Below are 21,446 nucleotides of genomic sequence, written 5' to 3'. Positions count from 1 at the left end.
CCCTTCTCGGCGTCGGCCCGCCCGGCGGCAGCGCCATGGGGGGAGCCCGTCCACACGAGATTGGGCAGGGCAAGCACGAGGGGCGCCTGAGAGGCAGACGCCTCCGCGCTGCCCACCGATCTCTCCCAGTGTGGTGGTCCTCGACGAGAGGACCTGCCTCGTGCGCGAGGACCCGAGCAGCCCCGCTCGAGTCCCGCACGAGGATTGATGGCCGACGGCGCCCACTGCGTGACAGGTTGCGGTGCGCGAGAGGGACTGATCGACCCTCGGCCGTCGTGCCCCATCCGTGCCCGCGGGTTCCTCGTCTCCGGACAGGGCAGCATGCGTCTCCGCCCCGCAGTCGAGAAGACCCGAGGAACACCGAGTGACAGACACATCCGCTCCCCCTGTGTCCACGCAGTCGACCTGACGACCCGGTAGCCACCGGTCACACCGCACCAAGGCCCTCCGAGAGCCGACCTGTTGCGCCTGCAGCCGGCCCACCCGGTGATCAGCACCGGCCACGCAGCCCGGACCGAGCGGCCTCATCCGACCCAGTTGATCGACCAACGAGTCGCGCATGCCGTCACGCCCTCAGGACGCGTGCCTGGGGGCGTGACGGCCAGAGGGCCAAAGCGGTCGCTGCGGCCCTCGCGTCACGGGTCAGGACAGCGTCTTGTACATCTGCCAGCCGCCGCCGATCTTCGCTCGCGCCGAGAACGTGCCCGCACCGGTGCCGTTGTAGCGCCACAGGATCCCAGAGGCGTCTCGGGCAATCAGGTCCACCCTGCCGTCACCGGTGATGTCACCGACGCCCGGGAGGGCGTTGTAGACCTGCCAGCCGCCACCGACCTTCACCCGGCCGCCCAGCGCACCCTTGCCGTTGCCGTGGTACCGCCACAGGACCCCGGAGGTGTCGCGGGCCAGCAGGTCGCCGGCCTTGTCACCGTTCAGATCGCCGGTGCCGACCAGTGCGTTGTAGACCTGCCAGCCGCCGCCCACCCTCACGCGGCCCTTGAACTTGCCCGCGCCGTCGGCGGCGTACAACCACAGCTCGCCGGCCGGCGTCCGTGCCACAAGGTCCGTCCGTCCGTCGCCGGTCAGATCTCCGGGGGCGGTCAGCATGTTGTACATCTGCCAGCCCGATCCGATCGTCAGGCGGACCCCACTCGGCGAGAACGCTTTCCCACAGCCTCCGTCGTATCGGGTCAGCACACCTGCGGAACTGCGGACGAGCACGTCGTTGCACCCATCGCCCGACAGATCCCCGAACGGCACGACCATCGATGTCGACGGCCATCCGGTCGCCGAGGCCCCCATCCCGAGCCCGCCGGTTCCCGTACCGGTGCGCACGGTCAGTGCCCCGGCCGAGGTGAGCGCGAGCAGGTCGCCCCTGCCGTCACCGCTGACATCCCGCCACGCGGGAAGCGGTGCCGGAGCGCCACCGGTCACGGTCACCGAGCCGGTCACCGTCAGATCGGCGCCGATCCCGTCGGCGGGCTCGGCGGTCAGGGTCCAGACGTACGCTCCGTTCCGCACGATCTTCCCGGAGTCGTTCCTGCCGTCCCAAGCGGCATCGACGCGGCCGCGCGCATCGGCGCCGGAGACGGTACGGACCACGGTCTTCGTGGCGGCCTCCGTCAGCGACAGGCGCCACGCACCGGTGGGCTTGGAGGTCCACCAGGTGCCCGACCAGCGCGGAGCGGCAGCAGCCAGGTTGAACGTGGTGCCGCCGACGACGGAGTCGATCACGCTGACGGCTGGGGCGGGGACCCCGGTACCGACGATACGGACACGCTCGTCGTCGCCCGCATAGGCGATCTGGCCGCCGAAGCGGTCCACCGTCCAGCCCATCTCGGGCTTGTTGTCGGGTCCCAGATCGGCCGCGCTCACCACCACGCGCTGCGGCACGGTGTCGGTGGCGGGAAGACCGGCGTGCAGGTCGAAGAGCCGCAGCCCTTCCCCGCTCTGCCGGACGAGGTAGCCGTCGCCGAGCAGAACGTTGCGGATGTTGCGTCCCGGCACGCGCATGGTCCGCTTGGTCAGGCGGTCGTAGACACCCGACCCCGCCTCGGGACCCCACTCGCTGTCCTCGCAGGACCAGTACACCCAGCGTCCCGCAGCCTGGAGTTCCGTCGGCACGCACGCGTTGGGTGTGGTGAAGGACGCTCCGGCGGCACCGGCCGGCAGGGTCTTCGACGTGATCGTCGGGCTGTCCTTGGCCACGCTCCAGAGGGTGGAACCCCACACTGCGGCCAGCGCGGAGTCGGTCCGCTGCAGGACGGTTCCGCCCGTCGGGGGCTTGAACTCGACGATGGACGGCGAGTCACCGGTGACACCGGTGACGGTCACGCCGAACCGGCCGGAGAGGTCATCCACCCGTTCCCCGCCCGTGTCGACGCGCGGTCCCCAGGCGCTCTCGCCGTTCTTGTAGAGCAGCGTGGCCCCCCGGTCATCGGCGGCGGTCCGCTGTCCGTGGAAGCCGTCGCCGCTCGCCCGCAGCGAGACACAGCGGCCCGGGATGAACGTGACGCAGTTACCGGTCCTCAGCAACCCGTCCACGGTCGTACGCACCGGCTGCGGCTGCCCGGCAGAACTCAGCCAGGTGCTCCGGTACACCCCGTAGTAGTCGCCCGGCTGGTAATAGGTGCTGTTCTCTGCCGTGGTGAGGATGCCGGAGCCCAGCGAGAGGCCGTAGACACGGGCGGGCATGGGAGCGACGGTCCGGACGCGACGCGCCTCCACCCCGCCGCCGGCGGTCGGAACGAGCCGGTGCACAGCCCAATCGATGTCGCCCCGGTCCTCCGCGGTCTTCGCTCCGGCGACGAGCGCGGTGCCGTCGGGCGCGAGGACGACCTGCGCGTACGCCTGTCGCAGCACGGGCGGGGCCATGCCCTCGTCCTCCTCCGGAAGGCTCCACAGCTCTGAGCCCCGGTACTCGTTGTTCCCGGGGTTCTGGCGCTGGACCGCCAAGATGGCTGTGCCGACGGGAACGATGGTCGCGTCGTAGGAGACAGAGCCGGTGTTGACGGTACGAAGCACGGCGTGCGGAGCGGCACGGTCCAGGAGATCGCTCCCGTCCCGCAGGATCGTCCCTGCGCCGAGCCGGAAGCTCCGCACGCTCCAGGGATCGTCAGGAACCGGACGGTCGGGGAGAGGCTTCGCCACCCCGTCCGAGAGGTTCACGAGGACCCAGCGCCCCCACCCTCCGGTGGAGTCCTTGTACCGGAGGATGAGCGACGTCGCGTCGGCGTCCTCCAGCCCACCGAGCACGGCCCCCTCGGGGAATCCGGTGACCGGTGTGTCAGTCAGCTGGCCGGCCTCGTACCGCAGCAGGTGATAGCCGGTCGGCGCGTCCGCCTCGCCCGTGCGGGTCAGGACGGTGTCGCCGAACGTCCCGACGTACGACTGGCCCTCGGGCAGTCGTACGTCGGCGAACACAGCGCCCGCGCCTTTCTGCAGCGTCACGTGGGGTGCGGGGGTCGCGGAGTAGAGGGCGACGGTGTCGGAGCCGTCGCCGTAGTAGCCGCCACCCCCGATGTTCAGCCCCTGGATGTGGTCCCAGTAGCCGTTCTCGAAGTCATAGCGCGGTATCTCGGGCAAGGTGACGGCGAGAGGCGACGCCGAGCCCGTCGCATAGTCGATCCACAGAAGGCGGTTGTCGCCCTCCTGCGCCAGCAGGTAACCGGTCTCACCCGCGTTGAGGATCGAGGTGGCACGCGGTGAGAAGCGCGGGGCCGCAGGCAGGACGGTGACGTTCTGGGCCGAGTCGGCGAACGCCGGCGGCGCCATGATTCCCGGTGTCGATGCTGTCAGCGTCGCCAGCGCCAACGCGAGAGCGGCACGGGTTCGGCCGCTTCCGCGCATCCGGGCATTGCTCGTAGGAGTCAAAGTGAGGTCCCTCCCCAGGGCCAAGAGGCAGGAGGCGCACGGCATCCGGCTCATCCAGCCGCGCGAGTACCAGCGAAAGGCCCCCCAGCCGTACCGCCTCATGCAAACGCCGCGATGCTAACAGCAGAACCGAGCAGCGCCCGGAGGATATCCGCAGGTCACGCGAGCGCGCATGTAAGGCCCTGGCCCGCTCCCTTCGGGCGCGATCGCTGCGATCGGGGGGCAGCGGGAGTCAAGGATGATCGTCGGCACCCCGTGCCCCAGCCGTTCCCGCAGCTCGGAGTCAGGAAAGACCGGCCAGGCAACGTTGACTCCCCAGCTCGGAGCGCGAGTTCGCTTCTCGTCACCCGCTCCCGGGAAGAGCCCGGGCCATCCTGTCCTGACCGTCGTTCCGCAGTACGTCGTGAACGTGCCCGCCATCCCCTGCCGCACCGTGGCTAAAGCACGTTCCGGCCACTGCGCAGCGGTATGTAGTCCCATTGCAGTCGCTGCTCGTCATCGACCACGGGCATGTTGTCGCCGAGGGGCCGGTCGGTCTCCAGAGCCGTGGCGACCGCCTCCATGAGCACGGGCAGGGACGTCCACCTATCGTGCGAGCCGCGCATGATGCCTTCCGTGGCCTCCGCTTCATGGACGCGTCCCTGGTCGGTCTCGGGACGGTGGTCCAGCACGAGGTAACCCCCACCGAGGTCCCGCGCGAAGGGAATCAGCTGCGGGTGGCCGTACAGGACGCTGCTGACCCCGATCCTCATGAAGTCGTAGTCCGCCTCCTCTCCCTGCTCATCCGCCGTGCGCTTGTCGTAGAAGCCGGTGAAGAGTTTCCAGTCAGCCGCTATCCGACCTGCGCTCATCGGCCCGTAGGTCCCGGGCAGCAGCGAACTCCGCTGGTCCAGAAGCCCGTTGTGCCGCAGCAGCGACGTCACCAAGGGCTTGAGGAGCGGCCGGCCGATGACGCGTTCGGTCGCGGCGATGTCCTCCGGATGCGCGGGCGGCGCCAGCGCAGCGTGGGTCGCCGGCGCATGCTCGGACAGCCAGTTCTCGATGCGCGTCCACGACTCACTGATCGATACGTTCATGGACGGCACCCTGCCACCTGATGCTGACAGTCTCCGGGCACAACCAGCACGCCTCCGCGCCCGCGATCCACAAGGTGGCGGTGCGAAGCAGCCCGTGGGGCGCCCGGGCGGACGGAACGGGCGACGGCTGTGGCGGTCGGCCTCTCGCGTCTCCCGCCGAGCGCCACCGGGACCGCGCCTGGAGGCGCTCAGTCGCGGGGTGGCATAGCGTTTCCCATGACGGGCCGGGGCCGAGTGGTGATACGGGACGGCGGATCAGCGGTGGAGCAGCACGAGGGCAGGGCTTCACGTCAGGCGGATGATGACGGATGGTGGTCGGGCCGTCTGCACGAGCTCTGGCGCGTCGCCGAGAACGCGCAGGACGTGACGGGGCTGGCCGACTCCCTCTACGACATGCTGCTCCGCATGCCCGGTGTACTGGCCGTCGTGGGTACCCGCTGGAGCGGCGGGCTGCTGCACTATCTGCGGAGTGTCAGCGTGGCGGAGCCGACGTCATCGCTCGTGGAAATCGAACGTAATTACGGCGAATCCGGCGCAGCCGGGGCTCCGGACGGTGATCCGACTGTCACGGTCCACGAAGTGTCGGAGCTCGACGGCGCCATGCCGCACATCCAGGTGCTGGCGGCGGCCGGCACGCGGAGCCTGGCCGAGTGTGCCGTGCCGCTGGGGCAGGACGGCTGGGCCTCGTTCATGGTCGGTACCGCGGACAGGGACACCATCGATGTGACGCTGCGGACCCGGTTGAAGCAGGTGGCCGAGGTCGCCATGGTCTCGGACAGGCGCATCACGGCGCGGCGCGCCGATGAGGTGCGTCAGGTGAGTGACGCCTTTCTGGCGGAGGCGTCGTTGCAGATGGATTCGAGCCTTGATGTGAAAAGCACCTTGCAGCGGGTGGCTCGCACGGCCGTTCCCGCCATCGCCGAGGGGTGCGTTCTGCATCTTTCTCTTCCCGAAGGACTGAAATCCGTGTCCTTCGCGCACATGGACGCCGGTGACCAGCAGTGGCTCGGCGAGGTTGCCGCCGATGACGCCTGGCTGACGGAGATGCTGCGGCAGGTACTCGGCAACGGGCAGGCGCTGGCGCTGAAGGGTGAGGGGTTGCGAGGGGGGCCCTTCGGGCCCGCGTCGTCCGGGGCGGGCCGCGCCGTGCGGGCGATCAGTGTGAACCCGCTCAAGGCCCGGGGCCGGGTCCTGGGCACCCTGACGTTTCTCTACCATCGGGCGGTCGTGGCCGAGGGGGCCTCACAGTTCCTTGCGGGTCTGGCCGACCGGGCGGCGTTGGCCATCGACAGCAGCACCCTGTACGAACAGCGGCGCCGCCACGTGGTCTCTCTCCAGCGGCATCTGCTCCCGAGCGAGCTGCCGCTGATTCCGGGAATCACGCTGAGTTCCGCGTACGAAGTGGGTGACGTCTCGCTCGACGTGGGCGGTGACTTCTACGACGCCGTCCCGAGGGCGCAGGGTGGTGTGACCCTCCTCCTCGGCGACGTCTGCGGACGCGGGGCGGAGGCTGCGGCGCTGACGGGTCTGGCCCGCCACACCCTGCGCACCCTTCTCGAGGACGGCAGCACGCCCGAGCACGCGCTGGAACGGCTGAATCAGGCCCTGGTCAGGGAGGGCACGACCCGCTTCGTGACGGCGCTCGTAGTGGTACTGGTACCGGACGGAGGGGGGTTTCGTGCGCGCTACTGGAGTGCCGGGCATCCGGCGCCTCTGCTGCGGCGTGCGGATGGCACCGTGGAGGAACTCGTCGCCCACGGGGATCTGCTGGGCGTGCTGGAGGACATCGAGTACGGATCCGGGTCGGTGCGCCTGGCGCCGGGGGACGCGCTGGTGATGTTCACCGACGGAGTGACCGAGGCGAGAGCGGCCGACGGGATGTACTTCGAATCGCGTCTGCGGGACGAGGTCGCGCGGCAGGGTGCCGGCGGGGCGGGGCGGTTCGCCGAGCGGCTGGCCGAGGCTGTAGTGGAATTCCGGGCGACGGGTGCGGACGACATCGCCGTGCTCGTCGCACGGGCGGAGTCCGTCGGATGAGCGGGCCTGCCGGGGAGCAGAGGATCGATCACGACCTCGTCTGGGTGGTCGAGGATTCGGCGGAGGACGCCGAGGCCATCGCGCGGGCGCTCCGGCGCACCCATCCGGGTCTGGCACTGGACTTCACCGACCGGGGGACGGGATTCGTCGAGCGGTTGCTGGAAGCCGCACGCCGGCCGGGGCTCGTCCTTCTGGACCTGAAACTGCCCGGTCCCAGTGGGGCCGATGTGCTGCGGTCGATCCGTTCCCGGCCGGAACTGGACGGCGTGGCCGTCGTGGCCTTCACCTCGTCCACCGGCCCGGACGAGGTGGACACGACCTATGCGGCAGGCGCCGACAGTTACATCTACAAGCCGGTCAACTTCGAACTCTTCAGCGCGGTGCTGAAAGGGGCTGTCGACTACTGGCAGAGAAAGGCGAAGGGCGGGGACGAGGGCCCGGCCGCTCAGCCGCCCTCCTGACCCAGGGTGAAGAAGAAGGCCGTCCCGCGGCCCGGTGCGCTGTCGAGCCACAGCTCGCCGCCGTGGCGCTCGACGATCCGCCTGACGATCGCGAGCCCCACGCCGGTGCCGCCCCCGCGCTCACCCTGTCCGTGCAGTCTGCGGAAGAGCTCGAAGACCTGGTGCTGCTGGTCGGGGGGAATGCCGATGCCGTTGTCCCGGACCACGACGGTCTGCTGTGGAGGCCCGCCGGCCGGTGGGCGGAGCGTGGCGACCAGCACTTCGACCGTGCGATCGTCCTGGTCGGAGGCGTACTTGGCCGCATTCACCAGGAGGTTGACCAGCACTTCGTAGAGCCGGTTCTCATCGGCGTACACCTCGGGCAGGTCGTGTCGGACGACCCGCACACGGGCTTCGGCCAGGCGTTCGCCGGCCACGTCGAGCGCGGAATCCAGTACGCGGTCCAGTGGGACACGGGCGCGGTGCAGCCCGCCTCGGCCCAGTCGGGCGAAGTGCAGCAGCGAGTCGAGCAGGTCGTCCATCCGGCCGGCCAGCCGTCGCACGGTGTGCATCCGGCGGACGGTGGTCGCGTCGAGCTCCGCGGCGGCGTCCTCGATGGCGAAGGTCGCGGCGTTGGAGATGCCTCGCAGTGGTTCCTTCAGGTCGTGAGCCGCCACGTGAGCGAATGAGTCGAGGTCGGAGTTGGTGATGCGCAGCTGCTCGTTCAACGCTGCCAGCTCCGCCTCGTGCCGGAGTACGAGCCCTGTCAGCGTGCGCCAGAGCTCCTGTGCGGTGGCACGGTCGGTGGGCGTCCAGGGCAGGCTCTGTCCTCGTACCACCGCGCGGTACACGGCACCTGAGCCGCGCGGGGTGAGCCGTTCGCCACGTGGTCCGACCTGGACGGGCATGGAGGGGTCGGTGGCCCATTGGCGGGCGGTCGGACGGGCCTCGCGGAACCAGGCGAGGAAGTCACCCGAGCGGCTCAGCGTGACCATCAGGGCCCCTGCCGGGCCGTCTTCCGCCAAGCCGTCCGGATCGTCCGACACCTCCGACACCTCCGACAGGCGGTCCGTACTCCAGACCGTGCCGGGTGCCGGCCCTGCCGCGCGTGCCTGAAGGGCCTCCAGCAGGGCGGGGGGAACGCTCATTCCGCTGATGGTGCTCTGGCCGCCGCGGCAGAGCACCGCACCGTCGGCGTGCAGCAGATGTCTGAGGGCGTCGTCGCCTGCCAGGAGTGAGCCCTCCAGGTCCGGCGTGACCCGGGAGATGATCCGGTCGAGGCGCTCGCGGGATGCGGTGAGCGCCTCGGCCTGCTCCCGTTCCTCGATGACCGCGAGTTGGAGGGAGAAGGCGACGCCGAAGAACTCGCACGCCGCCCGCATTTCCGGGGGGACGGTGACAGCCGCGTAGCCGTGGCAGGCGATCAGCCCCCAGAGCTCGCCTTCCCGGAGGACGCTCACCGACATCGACGACTTCACACCGATGTTCCGCAGGTACTCCAGGTGGAAGCCGGACACCGTGCGCAGCACGGAGTTCGACAGGTCCAGTGGCAGGCCCGAACCGGCTCGGAGCGGAGGGTGCAGACCCACGCTGGTGTCGTCCACGTCGGCGATGACCCGGATCCAGTTCTCGCGGTAGAGCCGCCTTGCCTGGGGCGGGATGTCGCTGGCGGGGAACCAGAGTCCGAGCCAGGGCTCGCGGCCCTCGGCGAGGTCCTCGGCGACCACCTCTCCCGGCCCGTTCTCCCCGTCGAAGCGGTAGCCGACCACGCGGTCGAAGCCGGTCAGCGCCCGGATCTCACGGGCGGCCGCCTGGCAGCATTCGACCGCTGTCGTCGAGGACCGCAGACGCGCCAGAGCGCGCCGGACCCCCTGGTAGAAGTGCGGGAAGTGGGGCGCCGCGACGGTGCGCGACTCGTACTCCAGAACGACCAGAGGCCCGTGCCGGTGCGCGGTCACGTCGAACATCCGGGGGGCGCCCGCCACATCGACGGAGACGGGGAGAACCAGGCTCGCCGCATCGTGCTGAGCGCTGATCTGGAGCGCCTCGGCCCAGTGGTCGGGGGACAGCACCCGCGTGACGGGCCCTCCGACCAGCTCCTCGGCAGCGATCCCCAGCAGGCACAGCGTGTTCAGTGCCGCGGTGTCCACGGTGCCGGTATCGGCCTCCACCGCGAGCAGGGTGCCGTGGGACTGGATCATGCCCAGCCGGTGAATGGGCTCCCGGACGCATTCGCTGAGGTCGAAGCCGATGGCCGCCGCCGCTTCGGCCTCGCGTTCCGGTTCCGGTAGGGACATCGCTTCTCCCCCGCGCAGAGTTCTCGAACCGGCCAGATCGATGTCCGGTTTGCCGCGATCCTTCCACGGCGCCCTGCGGCGGATGAGCTGCTGCGGGTGTGTGTCGCCGCTCCCGGCGGCGGCCGTCCGCCGCGGGCGCGCGTTCGGTTCTCGTCACCCGCTCCACAGCTCGAACCCAAAGCCCCGGGCCGGCGGCCGACCGTGGCGGACCTCCGCACCCGCCTCGCCGAGCCGTACGGCGCAGAGGCGCAGGGAGCAGGAGCAGGTGGGGTGGAGGTCTGCGGGGCGCCGATCTCCACCCGTCGTTCCACCCATGGGTCCAGGTGCGCGAGGCCCTGCGCCAGCAGGCTTGGGGGCATGACAACGACCGAGTGGATCACCGACATCGCCCTCGTCCTGATCGTCTTCCGGCAACTGCGGGAAGGCCGTCTCGACCTCAAGACCTTCCTGATCCCGCTGGGGATCGTGGCCTTCGTGGCCCACACGTACCTCGACAGCGTGCCCACCTCGGGCAACGACCTGGTGCTGATCGGCGCGCTCGTGGCCGTCGGCGCGGCGCTCGGCATCGCGGGCGGCGTCTACACCCGCATCCGGGTTGCGGGCGAGCACCTGCTGATCAAGGCCGGTGCGGTCTCCGCGATCCTCTGGGTGCTCGGCATGGGCGCCCGTATGGGCTTCCAGTTCTGGGTCTCGCACGGCGGCGGCGACAACGTCGCGCGGTTCAGCATCGCCCACCACATCACCACCGACCAGGCCTGGGTCGCGGCCTTCGTCCTGATGGCCCTCACCGAGGTCGTCACGCGACTCGCGACGATCTTCGTCCGAAGCCGGATGGTGAACGGCAAGCAGGCGCGGACGGCCGCGGCGACGCACCCGGCGCCCTCTCTCGACCGCGCGGCCTGACCGTGGACTATGGTCACGCCGTGCCCGAAGCACAGAGCGTCCCGGAGAAGCAGAGCACTCCCGCAGAGGAGAGCGCGCTCGATACGGGCCCGGCCCCGTATCGAGCGTCCGGCCCCCTGGCCTTCACAGGTCACGATCCTCGCGTGGGCTGGGTCCTGACCCTGTTCGTCATCGGCTCCGCGTTCCTCACGGTGCGGCCGATCGGTCTCAGCGGCCGGGGCCTCGCGGTCGCCGTGCTCATCGTCGTCAACTCCCTCGCCCTCCTCGCCCGGCACCTGCCCGAGCGCCGGGTCCCGCCCCGCGTCGCCCTGGTCTGGCTGACCCTCGGCATCGTCGCCGCGGCCGCCCTGATCGCCGTCAGCCGCAGCGGATCGAGCTACCTCTTCGCGTTCTTCATCGTCGGCCACGCCGGATACCGGCTGCAGCCCAGGCAGGCCCTGGCCCTCGCGGCGTTCTGCGGCCTGCTGTGCGGCGGAGTCCTGTACTTCCGCATCGGCCCCGGCCACCACCTGCTGCCCTGGGCGGTCGGTCTGGCCACCGCCACCCCGGTCGTCCTCGGCATCATCAACCGCAGCCGCCGGCGCGCCGTCCAGGCGGTCATCGAGGCCGCGGAGTCCGCCGAGCGGGCCGCCCGCGCCGAGGCCCAGGCCGCCGTCCTCACCGAGCGGGGACGGATCGCCCGCGACGTGCACGACGTCCTGGCCCACTCCCTCGCCGGCATCAACATGCAGCTGGAACTGGCGGACGCCCTGATCGAAACCGGTGACCTGGAGAAGGTCCGTGAGGCGAACCAGAAGGCGCACAGCATGGTCAAGGAGAGCCTGAAGCAGGCCCAGTGGACCGTCCATGCGCTCCGTGAGGACTCCCTGCCGCTGGTGGGCAGTCTGACCGCGATGCTCGACTCGTCCGGCCACCGCGACGCCCTCGTCCTCACCGGCACCGTGCGCGACGTACCGTCCCGGGTCACGCAGAACCTGCTGCGGATCGCGCAGGAGGCGCTGACCAACGCCGTCCGGCACGCGCCCGGCGGCGAGGTCCGCGTGGAGCTGACGTTCGACGCCGCGTCGACGACACTGAGGATCCGTAACAGCGCGGCCACCCGTGCGGTGCGCGCGGGCGTCGGCAGCGGAATGGGGCTGATCGGCATGCGGGAACGGGTCGCCCTGCTGGGTGGCACGATCACTGCGGGCCCGGTCACCGAAGGACCGGACGAGGGCGGCTGGCAAGTGGAGGCAGTGATTCCGGGATGAGTGAACCGACGCAGAATCCCCAGCGGCTGCGGGTGATCGTCGCCGACGACCAGGCTGCCGTACGGGAGCCGCTGGCAGCGGTCCTCGGTCTGGCCGAGGACATCGACGTCGTCGCCTCGGCCGCCGACGGCACCGAAGTACTCGCCGCAGTCGCCGCAGGACCGGTCGACGTGGTCCTGATGGACCTGCGGATGCCCGTGATGGACGGCACCGAGGCGACCCGGCGGCTCACCGAGGAGCACCCCGGGGTCGCCGTGGTCATCCTGACCACGTTCGCCGACGACGACTCCATCCTCGCCGCGCTGAGCGCCGGCGCCATCGGCTACCTCACCAAGAACGCCGGGCGCCAGGACATCACCCGCGCCATCCGCGCCGCCGCCGCGGGGCAGTCCGTCCTCGACCGCGAAGTCCAGAACCGCCTCCTGGCCACGGCCCGCACCAGGCCCCCGGCCTCCGGACCCGCAGGACAGCCGCTGCCCGGTGACATCACCCCGCGCGAACGCGAGGTCCTCGCCCTGATCGGCCAGGGCCTGCCGAACCGTGCCATCGCCGAGAAGCTCTTCATCAGCGAGGCCACGGTGAAGACGCACATCAACAACCTCTTCGCCAAGGCGGACATCAAGGACCGCGCCGACGCCGTGCGCCGCGCCCTCGGGGCGGGCCTGGCCTGAGCCGTCGAGACGCTGCGGCCTCCTCGCGCGGCGGCCTCTCCGCGCATCTCAGCAGGTCAGAGTGGGCGTCGCGCTGGGTGGCAGGCTCCGCGGCAGCCCGCGCACTCCGCGCTCTCGGGCACGCTGATTTCGCGCTCCTCGCCGCCCTTCAGGGAGAAGGCGCTGTCGTCCGCCGCGAGGGCCACGTCGCCCTGGTCCGTGGTGCAGTCGGGACCGAAGCCGCACCGGCCCGATCCGCCGTTGACCACGTGCTTGGTGACGGTCAGCCTCGCCGCCGGGAAGGTGTCGGTGACGGTGCTGACCGCGCCCCCGCCCTCCGGGCCGTCGGCCGTGCCCGCCGCCGGGTTCTCGGGCGAACCGTGGTCGACGACCGCCTCGGACGCGCCACCGGTGTCCACCTCCTCGGCCCAGCAACGGGTGTTGACCGGAAGGGGCTTAGCGCCCGTCGCCGCTTCCTGCCTCCGCTCATGTCCCTGCTCCGGGCGGCACCGATGCCCCCCTCGGCCCTCGCTATCCCTTCGGCACAGCCGCACCAGGTGCCGCGATCGAGCCCGTGATTCCCGTCTGTGCCGTGAGGTACAGGACGCCGCCCAGCCACAGTGGCTCGGCGAGTGGGCCGAGGTCCAGGCGGAGGCCCTCGGGGGTGGGGAGGTGTGTGGTGCCCGCTGTGGAGCCGTCGGTGATGTCCAATGTGCGTAGCTCTCGTCGCCCCACCGCCAGGACGCGGGTGTCGGCGAGGGCCAGGCCGGTGGTCGACGTCGGTGCGGGGCGGTCCCAGAGGGGCTTGCCCGTCGGCCAGTCGAAACCCTTCAGGCGTCCGCTCGTGTCCCGCAGGACAAGGATGTCGCGGTCACCTGCCACCGGCGCGGCGGCGGGAGTGGCCGACGGGGCCAGGGTCCGCCGGGTCACGAGCGTGTCCGGGGCGAGGAGGAGGACGCCGCTGCGCCGGGTCGACCAGCACAGCAGGGTGTCGTCGTGCGCGAGCAGGCCGGAGCAGTCGATGTCGTCGCGGATCCGCGGCGACGGCACGGCTGCGGTGGTGTCCAGAGCGGCCACCGATCCGTCGGCCAGGGTCAGATAGAGCTGCTCGTCGTGGACGATCAAGGGGCCGTTGGCCTCCGGCAGGTGGCCGGTCCACTCCTGGGCGCCGTCCTTCGTGCGCAGTGCCTGCACTTCGACGAGTTCGGCATCGGAGGCCGCCTGGTCGTCGATGTGCGCGACGTACAGTCGGCCGTCCGCGTAGGTCAGCGCCCGCAGCCCTGTGTAACTTGCGCGCTGGTAACGCCACTTGACCAGGCCCGTCGCCGCGTCCACGGCGCTGACCCCGGCCTCCGCGGGCACGAAGAAGAGGGTGCCGTCCGTGACGGGGGCGATGGCGGGGTCGCCCGGCGGCGTCTCCGGGAAGCTGTCGTCGGCCGTCCTGCTCTCGTCGAAAGCCTCCGTACGCCACTTCTCCTTGCCGGTGGCCAGATCGAGGGCGCGGGCGGCTCCGTGCCCGTCTCCGCAGACGAGCAGCCCCGCAGCGGCCGTGCAACCACCGGTCGCTCCGGCGCCCTTGACGCTGCGGGCCCAGGCGCGCCAGCCGTCAGGCCGCTGTTTCCCGTCGAGTGCGGCAGCGGTGAACTCGCCGCTGTGTGCGGCGTCCCCGTCCGGAACGGCGAACGGGCCGGTCTGCTTCACCTTCGGTTTGTCCTCCGCCGCCGGAGCCGGGGTGCGTGTGCTGTCGTCGGGCAGCACCACGGCCAGCGTGACGGCGAGCGCGGCGACCAGGGCCGCGGCCGTCGCGGCCAACGGCCACCGCCTGAGCGTGGCGGGTGGCGCCGAAGACGGCGGCCCGGGACGCCCGGAGACCGCCGTCGGCGAGGGCGGCGCGACGAGGGGCGGAGCCGGGGTGGCGGCGGAGGTGGCCGCCTGCTCCAACGGGACGGTGCCCGAAGCCTGTTCGCAGCGTTCCACGGCTTCGCGGTGCGCGGCGAAGAGAGAGAGGTAGGAGGCCGGCCACAGCGGTCGGCCGGGGGTGGTGCGGGACGGCTCCGCCGACAGCTCCGCCGCCAGTTCCGCAGCCGTGGGGCGCGCCGCAGGATCGGGCTGCAGACAGGAGTTGATCACATCGCGCAGCGCCGGTGGCAGCGCCGACAGGTCCGCGGCGCCGGACGCGATGCGGTACAGCACCGACGCCGGTTCCTCGTCGTCGAAGGGGCCACGGCCTGTCGCGGCGAAGCACAGGACCGCGCCCAGGCAGAACACGTCCGACGCGGGCACCTGCCCGCTGGTGCCCGTCAGCACCTCGGGTGCCATATAGCCCGGGGTGCCGATGAGCAGGCCCGTCGCGGTGAGGGCCGTCGCGTCGAAGGCCTGCGCGATGCCGAAGTCGATCAGCCGCGGCCCGTCGGCGGTGAGCAGCACGTTGCCGGGTTTGAGGTCGCGGTGCAGGACACGCGCGGTGTGCACCGCGTCCAGCGCCCGGGCGAGCCCCGCGCCCAGGGTTCGTACCGCCGGGACCGGCAGCGGGCCGCAGCGGACCACCGCGTCGCCCAGCGCGGGACCGGCGACGTACTCCATGGCCAGCCAGGCGTCCTCGGCATCGGCGTCGCCGTCGAGGAGCGCGGCGGTGTACGGCCCCGTGACCGCGTGCGCCGCCCGGATCTCGCGGCGGAAACGGGTCCGGAAGTCGGAGCCGGTCTCGTCGGCCGGCGCCGTCAGGGTCTTCACGGCGACGAGTGGCCCGGCCACGACACCGCCCGCGGCCTCCCGGCGCGCCAGGAACACCTCGCCCATTCCGCCCGCGCCGATCCGGCCGATGAGCCGGTAAGGGCCGATGCGCCGGATCGGCCCCTGCCAGGGGGTCAGCACGGCGAGTCCTTGTCCGCGGTGCGGGCCCCGCTCACGGCAGCTTCACCGAGGAGATCGTGCCGCGGTCGAAGACCACGTGGACCACACCCCCCAGCATCAGGACCTGCGGCGGCCGGATCTGGTCCCGGATGACGAATCCGTTCCCGTCGTCCGGGGTCTCGCTGCGGTCACCGGGCGCACCCGGCAGCGGGATGGCCTTCGGCTTGCCGAGGCGGCCGCTCTTCCGGTCCAGGGGTGTCACGTAGAGGGAGTGGTTGTCGGCGAACACCGCCTGCCCGTCCGCCAGCAGCGGGGTGGACACACTCGGCCCGCTCACGGGGGCCTTCAGAGTCTGCGTCTGCTTGCCGGTGCGCAGATCCGTCAGAACGATGAGGCCGGTGTCCTTGTCGTCGTCGCTGCGCCGGGCGAGGGCGTACGTGCTGTCGGTCGCCGTCACGCTGATGTCGACGCGTGTGGCCTTCTCGTCGAGCAGGTACGCGTAGTGGCCCGCGGGTTTGAGGCTGCGGGCCTCGTAGCGGTCGACCCGGACCTCGGCCCTGCCCTCGTCCGCGCTCGGCTGCTCGTCGTCCACCCTGCTCTCGCACAGGATCGTGCCGCCGCCGGAGGACACGGTGCGGCAGCCGCTGTCCGAGGCGGGCGACGCGCGGCCGAGGACGTCTCCCTTCCGGGCGTCGACCGCGAGAAGCCCGTCGGGCGTCTGCGCGTACACCACACCGTCGATCAGCGCCCGGGCCGCATACCTGCCGTCCTCGGCATGGCTCGGGCTGTCGCCCCTGTCGAGTGTCAGGTCCCACCGGGTGCTGCCGTCGGTGATGTCGTACGCGCGCATCGAGGCGCCCTTCGGCTCTGCGCTGAGCGACTTCCCCTCCATGGTGGCGATGACCGTGTCATCCGCCAGCAGCGGCTGCTCGCTCAGCTCCCCCCGTCCGGAGGGAGGCTGGGCCCGCCAGCGAACGGCACCGGTGCGCGAGTCGCGCAGTTGCAGTTCGCCGTCCGACGCGATCAGGGCGCGCCCGCCTCTCACCTGTGGGACGAGGGAGTCTCCCGGCATGAACAAGGTGCCGGTGCTGGGCCCGCGATAGGCCTCTCCGGTGCCGTTCTCGACGACGGACTGGCCACTGGCCACCCACAGCCGGTGCCCGTCGACCGTGGACACCGCCTCGTACGTGCCGTTGGTCAGCAGGCACACGAGGGCCCGGGTGTCCGCGGCGCAGCTCATGCGCGCCCTGCTCAACCGTCCCTGCCAGGGCTTCCAGCCGGGGGCCCGCTGCGCGGCGAACTGCGGTACGTAGCCGCTGCGGTCGACCGTGCCGGTGTCGTCGACCCCTGCCTGGGCGACCAGCTGTGCGGGGGTCAGGGTCGTCGTCGGGCCGGGTACGCCACCCCCGTCCCCGGATCCGTCACCCCCGCCGCGCAGGGCCAGATACGCCCCCGCTCCCGCCCCGGCCACAGCCACTGCCGCGATGACCGCGAGCACCCGGAGCCGCCCGCGACGGCGGGTCGTCGGGGGCGGGGCGGATGCCGGCGGGGTGGGGCCCAGGGTCGGGAACTGATGCGGAGCCAGGGTGCCTGCGCCGAGCGGGCGACCGGCGTACGGATCCTGGGCGGTGTCGGGATTCGTCAGCGGCAGCAGCGGGGAACCGGTCGCGCAGAGCGCCGTCACGTCGCGGTACTCGTCCTCGATGTCCCGGGTCACGGGGTCCGGCCAGCCCGTCCCGGAACCGTCCCCCGCCTCGTCGTGCGCCGCGCGCAGTGCGGCGAACCGCTCCACGAGGTCCTCCGCGGTCGGCCTCGACGCCGCGTCCTTGGCCAGGGACGCCGAGATCAGCGGAACCAGCCCGGCGGGAAGTCCGTCGAGTGAGGCGTCGGCCTCCGCCACCCGGTAGAGCACCGCCGCGACCGGCCCGTTCCCGAACAGGTCCCGGCCGGTGGCCGCGTACGCCAGGACCGAGGCCAGGCAGAACACGTCGGACGCCGCGACCACGTGCCGCCCACCGGCGATGTGCTCGGGTGACATGTAGGCGGGCGTGCCGACCAGGTGTCCGGTCGCTGTCAGGGTCGTGGCGGTGCTCGTACGGGCCACACCGAAGTCGATCAGCCGCGGGCCGTCCGCGGCGAGCAGCACGTTCGCCGGCTTCAGGTCGCGGTGCGTCGCTCCCGCGGCGTGCACGGCCACCAGGGCGCGCGCCATGCCCTCACCGAGCCGGGCGAGCGACCCGAGCGGCAGCGGACCGTGCCGGCCCACGGCCTGGGCCAGGGTCGGCCCGACCACGAACTCGGTGGTCAGCCAGAGCGGTTCCGCCGTCACCTCACTGTCGGTGAGGCGCGCCACGTAGGGGCTGGTCACCGATGCCGCGACGACGACCTCCCGCGCGAAGCGCCGCAGATACGCCTCGTCCCGGGCCACCTCGTTGCGGATCACCTTCATGGCCACGAGGTCCGCCGGGCCGTACCCGGCGCCGAGGCGCTCCGGGCGGGCCAGGAAGACCTCGCCCATGCCTCCCGCGCCCAGCCGGGCCAGCGTCACATACGGTCCGACGGCGCGCGGTGACGTCCCACGCAGTTGCCCCAGCATCCGCCGCCCCCAACTCCCCTGACCAACACACGCGTTGCGACAGTCTGTCACGCGGCCGCACGCAGTGGTTGCGGGCGGTCAGAGGTGGTCGCGGTGCGTGGACCGTCCGAAGGCGCGAGGCCACTGCGGGCGCCCGGGGCGGAAGCCGCGGGCCGATAGAGCCGAACGCGCGAGAGGAACGATTCCTCACCCCTCGTTCGGGCGACGCGGGGCCTACCTCCCGTCCGGGGCGGGCAGCGCTTGCCGTGATCTTCGTACGCCCACGAGATAAAGGGAACACGTCATGCGTCTCCGCTCCGCCATGGCCGCTTCGGCCGGCGCCCTCGTACTGCTCCTCACCGCCCCCGGCTCCGCTTCGGCCGCCGACGGCCAATTCCGTTACTCGTACACGACCTCCGACGGCTACGACGCCGTCGGCTTCGTCAACGACCCGCCCAGCGGTACGTGCATCAACATCCAGGGACCCGGATCCGAGCCGGGATCCGCCGCCTACGCGCCCAAGAACCGGACCGACGCGACGGCGACGGTCTTCCTCGAAGCCGACTGCACGGGCGGCGCCTACTTCACCCTGCGCCCGGGAGGCGGCGCATCGGACCGGCTCCTCGTGCGCTCCGTCGTCTTCTCCTGAACCCGTCACACGCTCCGGAGCGCAGCCCCAGGTCAGTGGCCTGGGGCTGGTTCGTCCTGCGGAGTCACCACACCCGCCGCGGATGACCGCGCTCGTGCCGGAGGCCTCCCCCGCGGAACCGCCGTTGAGAGGGCCGAGGGCTGAATCGGGCCGCAGCCGCAGCCGCTGCCCGGCCGTCCCGGCGGATGCGGGCAGCGGCTGCGCCCACCGTCCCGGCCGCGCGTTCGCTGCGCATTTCGACGAATGCGCCGTGCCGTTCAGGTGACACCCGTTCGCGCCGCCCGTTTTCCGTGCCCACCGGGGTCCATACCTGACCCCATGAACAGCAACCTGCCGAGACGAACGGTGCGTGGTGCAGTGCGAGGAGAAGACTTCCGGTCCCTTCGGCGTCGTGTGGTCGCCGGATGCAGTGCGCTGCTGCTCCTGGCCCTGACATCGGGCGCCGCCGCCCAGGCGGTCTCGTCGCCCGACACCGCCGGTCCCGACCGGCTCGACCCGCGGATCACGGAGATCATGCGGAAGCCGGACTACCCCCACGCCCAGTGGGGTCTGCTCCAGCAGGACCCGGACAGCGGGCGGGTCGTCCACAGCCGGTTCGCCGATCAGTTCTTCATCCCCGGTTCCGTGGCCAAGCTGTTCGGGACCTCCGGGGCGTGGGACGCACTCGGTGGCGACCACCGCTTCAGGACGCCCGTGTACGCGATCGGCGAGCGCCGCGGCAGCACGCTGAACGGCGATCTCGGCCTGGTCGCCCAGGGCGATCTCACCATGGGCGGCAGGACCCGTCGGGACGGCACGGTCGACTACACCGATCTCGACCACACGTACGCCGACGACTTCCCCGGCGCCACGCTCACCCCGGAGAACCCGCTCGCCGGGATCGACAAGCTCGCCCAGCAGGTGCGGCTCTCCGGCATCACCCGTGTCGCGGGGAACGTGATCGTCGACGACCGGCTGTTCCGGCCCGAGCCGGTCTTCGACCCCGTCCCGACCCCGCTGATCATCAACGACAATCTCATCGACCTGCTGACCACCCCGGGCGCCCGTCCCGGCTCGCCCGCCCGGCTGGACTGGCGGCCGAAGGTCTCCCCGTACCGCGTCACGTCGACCGTGCGGACCGTGGCTGCGGGGCAGCCGACGGACATCCAGGTGACGGCCTCCGCCGACGGCACCCGGATCCGGCTCTCCGGCACCATCGCGGCCGGCTCCGAACCGGCGCTGAAGGTGTCCCCGATCACCGACCCGGCGGCCTTCGGGCGCACCGCGCTGATCGAGGCGCTGGAGCGGGCCGGGGTGCAGGTGACGGCGAAGGCGACCGGTGCCAACCCGGTCGGGCAGCTCCCCGGCTCGTACGCGGGCCGGCCGCGCGTGGCCCTGTACACCTCGCCGCCGTTCTCCCAGTACGCCAAGCTCATCTTCAAGGTCAGCCACAACCTGGGCGGCAACCTCGCCATCTGTCTGATGGCGGTCACGGCCGGCAGCAAGGACTGCATGGACGGCTTCCCGGTGCTGGCCGACTTCCTGGACCGCGCGGGCGTCGACCGCAAGCAGGTCCAGCTCCTGGACGGCCGCGGCGGAAACCCCGTCGACCGGACCACGCCCAGGGCCGTGGTGCAGCTGCTGACGTACTGGCAGCACACGCCCGAGGCGAAGGTCTTCCGGAACACACTGCCCATCCTCGGCGTCGACGGTCTGCTGGCCGAGAACTGCACCCACTGCCCGGCCCGCGGAAAGGTGTTCGCGAAGACCGGGGCCGCGGTCGGGCTCGATGCGCTCAACAACCGGCTGGCCGTCGGCGCCATCACGATCGCCGGCTACCTCGACAAGGGCCACGGCCGCTTCGACGCCTTCTTCGCGGGCGTGAACGGCGCCTCCACCCGGACCACCGACGTCAACGAAGTGCTGGACATCGCCGACGACCTCGCCATGATCTCCGCGTACTTGCAGGAGGACGCGGCACGGCGCGAAGGCTGAGCGCTCACGGGGCCGTCCGCGACGAGGACGCCGTCGCGGACGGCGTACCGGCCGTCCGCGCACGCGCACCTCGTCGATCACCTCGGCGGCTCCGCGCCGGATCCCCCTCCTGCTCGACTACTGTTCGGCAACTCCAGGTCCAGCCGGACCTGGAGTACGGCTCGGCCGCGGCTCCCGGGCGGAGCACCTTTATTGACCGATCGTTCCGCAATGGCTTACGGTCTCCGATGTGGCCAGGACCAAGGAATTCGATCCGGACGCCGCGCTGCAGTCGGCCCTTGAGCTGTTCTGGCGGCGCGGCTACGAAGCGACGTCGATCGCCGATCTCGTCGAGCACCTCGGCATCGGCCGCGCCAGCATCTACGCCACCTTCGGCAGCAAGCACGAGCTGTACCTGAAGGCCATGGACCGGTACTCCGAGGGCCGCGATCCGTTCCTCCTCACCGAGCTGTCCCAGCCGGGGCCGGCCCTGCCCGCCGTACGGGCGGTGGTCCGCCGCTTCGCCTCGGAGGCCGCCTCCCCCGAGGACCGGCTGCACGGCTGCCTCATCACCAACACGGCGGCCGAACTCGCGCCGCACGACTCCGCGGCGGCCCGCCGGGTCGAGATCAGCTGGGAGCACCTCGAAACGCTGCTGCACTCCGCGCTCGTCCGGGCACGGGCGCAGGGCGAGCTGCCCGCGGACCGCGATCCGCGCGCACTGTCCCGCATGCTGCTCGTCCTGCTCCAGGGCGTACGGATCGTCGGCAAGGCGTCCGACGATCCCGCCCGGGTGCGGGACGCGGCCGAGCAGGCGCTCACCCTGCTGGACTGAGTCACGGGGCGCCGGGGTCATCGGCGCCCTCCACCCCCATACCGCATACCGCGTGCCG

14 protein-coding genes are annotated in these 21,446 nt (G+C 71.6%); 8 read left to right on the top strand and 6 right to left on the bottom strand.

What is annotated here, in order from left to right:
• Positions 1-642 precede the first annotated feature (642 nt).
• Together OG521_21030 and OG521_21025 are read right to left on the bottom strand one after the other, a co-directional pair.
• Complete coding sequence (locus tag OG521_21030; GenBank protein WUW23130.1) at positions 643-3,771, bottom strand: hypothetical protein; 3,129 nt, start codon at positions 3,769-3,771, stop codon at positions 643-645.
• Positions 3,772-4,307: 536 nt separating this feature from the next.
• Complete coding sequence (locus OG521_21025) at positions 4,308-4,946, bottom strand: SMI1/KNR4 family protein (protein ID WUW23129.1); 639 nt, start codon at positions 4,944-4,946, stop codon at positions 4,308-4,310.
• 261 nt (positions 4,947-5,207) lie between these two features.
• Between OG521_21025 and OG521_21020 the strand changes: the two genes are divergently transcribed.
• Entirely contained in the window at positions 5,208-6,983 is a 1,776-nt protein-coding gene (locus OG521_21020) for a SpoIIE family protein phosphatase (GenBank protein WUW23128.1), read from the top strand.
• Positions 6,980-7,444 carry a response regulator gene (locus OG521_21015; GenBank protein WUW23127.1) on the top strand — a complete coding sequence of 155 codons (465 nt, stop codon included), beginning with the start codon at positions 6,980-6,982 and terminating at the stop codon, positions 7,442-7,444. Before OG521_21020 ends, OG521_21015 begins: the two co-directional genes overlap by 4 nt.
• Here OG521_21015 and OG521_21010 read toward each other — a convergent pair.
• Positions 7,429-9,720: an ATP-binding protein gene (locus OG521_21010; protein ID WUW23126.1), complete on the bottom strand. Its 2,292-nt coding sequence runs from the start codon at positions 9,718-9,720 to the stop codon at positions 7,429-7,431. The two genes, OG521_21015 and OG521_21010, sit on opposite strands and share 16 nt — an antisense overlap.
• 357 nt (positions 9,721-10,077) lie before the next feature.
• Between OG521_21010 and OG521_21005 the strand changes: the two genes are divergently transcribed.
• The 3 genes from OG521_21005 to OG521_20995 all read left to right on the top strand — a co-directional run bounded on the left by OG521_21005 (position 10,078) and on the right by OG521_20995 (position 12,544).
• Entirely contained in the window at positions 10,078-10,623 is a 546-nt protein-coding gene (locus OG521_21005) for a hypothetical protein (GenBank protein ID WUW23125.1), read from the top strand.
• A 116-nt stretch (positions 10,624-10,739) separates the two neighbouring features.
• Positions 10,740-11,873 carry a histidine kinase gene (locus OG521_21000; protein WUW26754.1) on the top strand — a complete coding sequence of 378 codons (1,134 nt, stop codon included), beginning with the start codon at positions 10,740-10,742 and terminating at the stop codon, positions 11,871-11,873.
• The gene (locus OG521_20995; GenBank protein ID WUW23124.1) at positions 11,870-12,544 is read left to right on the top strand and encodes a response regulator transcription factor; all 675 of its coding nucleotides are present in this window, start codon (positions 11,870-11,872) and stop codon (positions 12,542-12,544) included. The genes OG521_21000 and OG521_20995 overlap by 4 nt, the downstream gene beginning before the upstream one ends.
• 56 nt (positions 12,545-12,600) lie before the next feature.
• Here the strand turns inward: OG521_20995 and OG521_20990 are convergent, their stop codons facing one another.
• The 3 genes from OG521_20990 to OG521_20980 form a co-directional block, all read right to left on the bottom strand.
• Complete coding sequence (locus OG521_20990) at positions 12,601-12,942, bottom strand: hypothetical protein (GenBank protein ID WUW23123.1); 342 nt, start codon at positions 12,940-12,942, stop codon at positions 12,601-12,603.
• 112 nt (positions 12,943-13,054) lie between these two features.
• Positions 13,055-15,397, bottom strand: coding sequence for a serine/threonine-protein kinase (locus OG521_20985; GenBank protein ID WUW23122.1), 2,343 nt, complete (start codon positions 15,395-15,397; stop codon positions 13,055-13,057).
• Positions 15,398-15,428: 31 nt separating this feature from the next.
• Positions 15,429-17,972 (bottom strand): serine/threonine-protein kinase, encoded by a 2,544-nt coding sequence (locus OG521_20980; GenBank protein WUW23121.1) that lies wholly within the window; start codon positions 17,970-17,972, stop codon positions 15,429-15,431.
• 283 nt (positions 17,973-18,255) lie between these two features.
• Between OG521_20980 and OG521_20975 the strand changes: the two genes are divergently transcribed.
• The 3 genes from OG521_20975 (at position 18,256) to OG521_20965 (ending at position 21,388) form a co-directional block, all read left to right on the top strand.
• On the top strand, positions 18,256-18,600 hold the full coding sequence (locus tag OG521_20975) for a hypothetical protein (protein WUW23120.1): 345 nt from the start codon (positions 18,256-18,258) through the stop codon (positions 18,598-18,600).
• 393 nt (positions 18,601-18,993) lie between these two features.
• Positions 18,994-20,574, top strand: coding sequence for a D-alanyl-D-alanine carboxypeptidase/D-alanyl-D-alanine-endopeptidase (dacB, locus tag OG521_20970; GenBank protein WUW23119.1), 1,581 nt, complete (start codon positions 18,994-18,996; stop codon positions 20,572-20,574).
• A 229-nt stretch (positions 20,575-20,803) separates the two neighbouring features.
• A complete protein-coding gene (locus tag OG521_20965; protein ID WUW23118.1) occupies positions 20,804-21,388 on the top strand; it encodes a TetR/AcrR family transcriptional regulator in 585 nt (194 codons plus the stop codon).
• Positions 21,389-21,446: the final 58 nt, after the last annotated feature.

This window comes from Streptomyces sp. NBC_01463 (assembly GCA_036227345.1).
Taxonomy (GTDB): Bacteria; Actinomycetota; Actinomycetes; order Streptomycetales; family Streptomycetaceae; genus Streptomyces.
The sequence above is the reverse complement of the archived record's forward strand: the minus strand, read 5'-3'. Positions and strand labels throughout refer to the sequence as shown.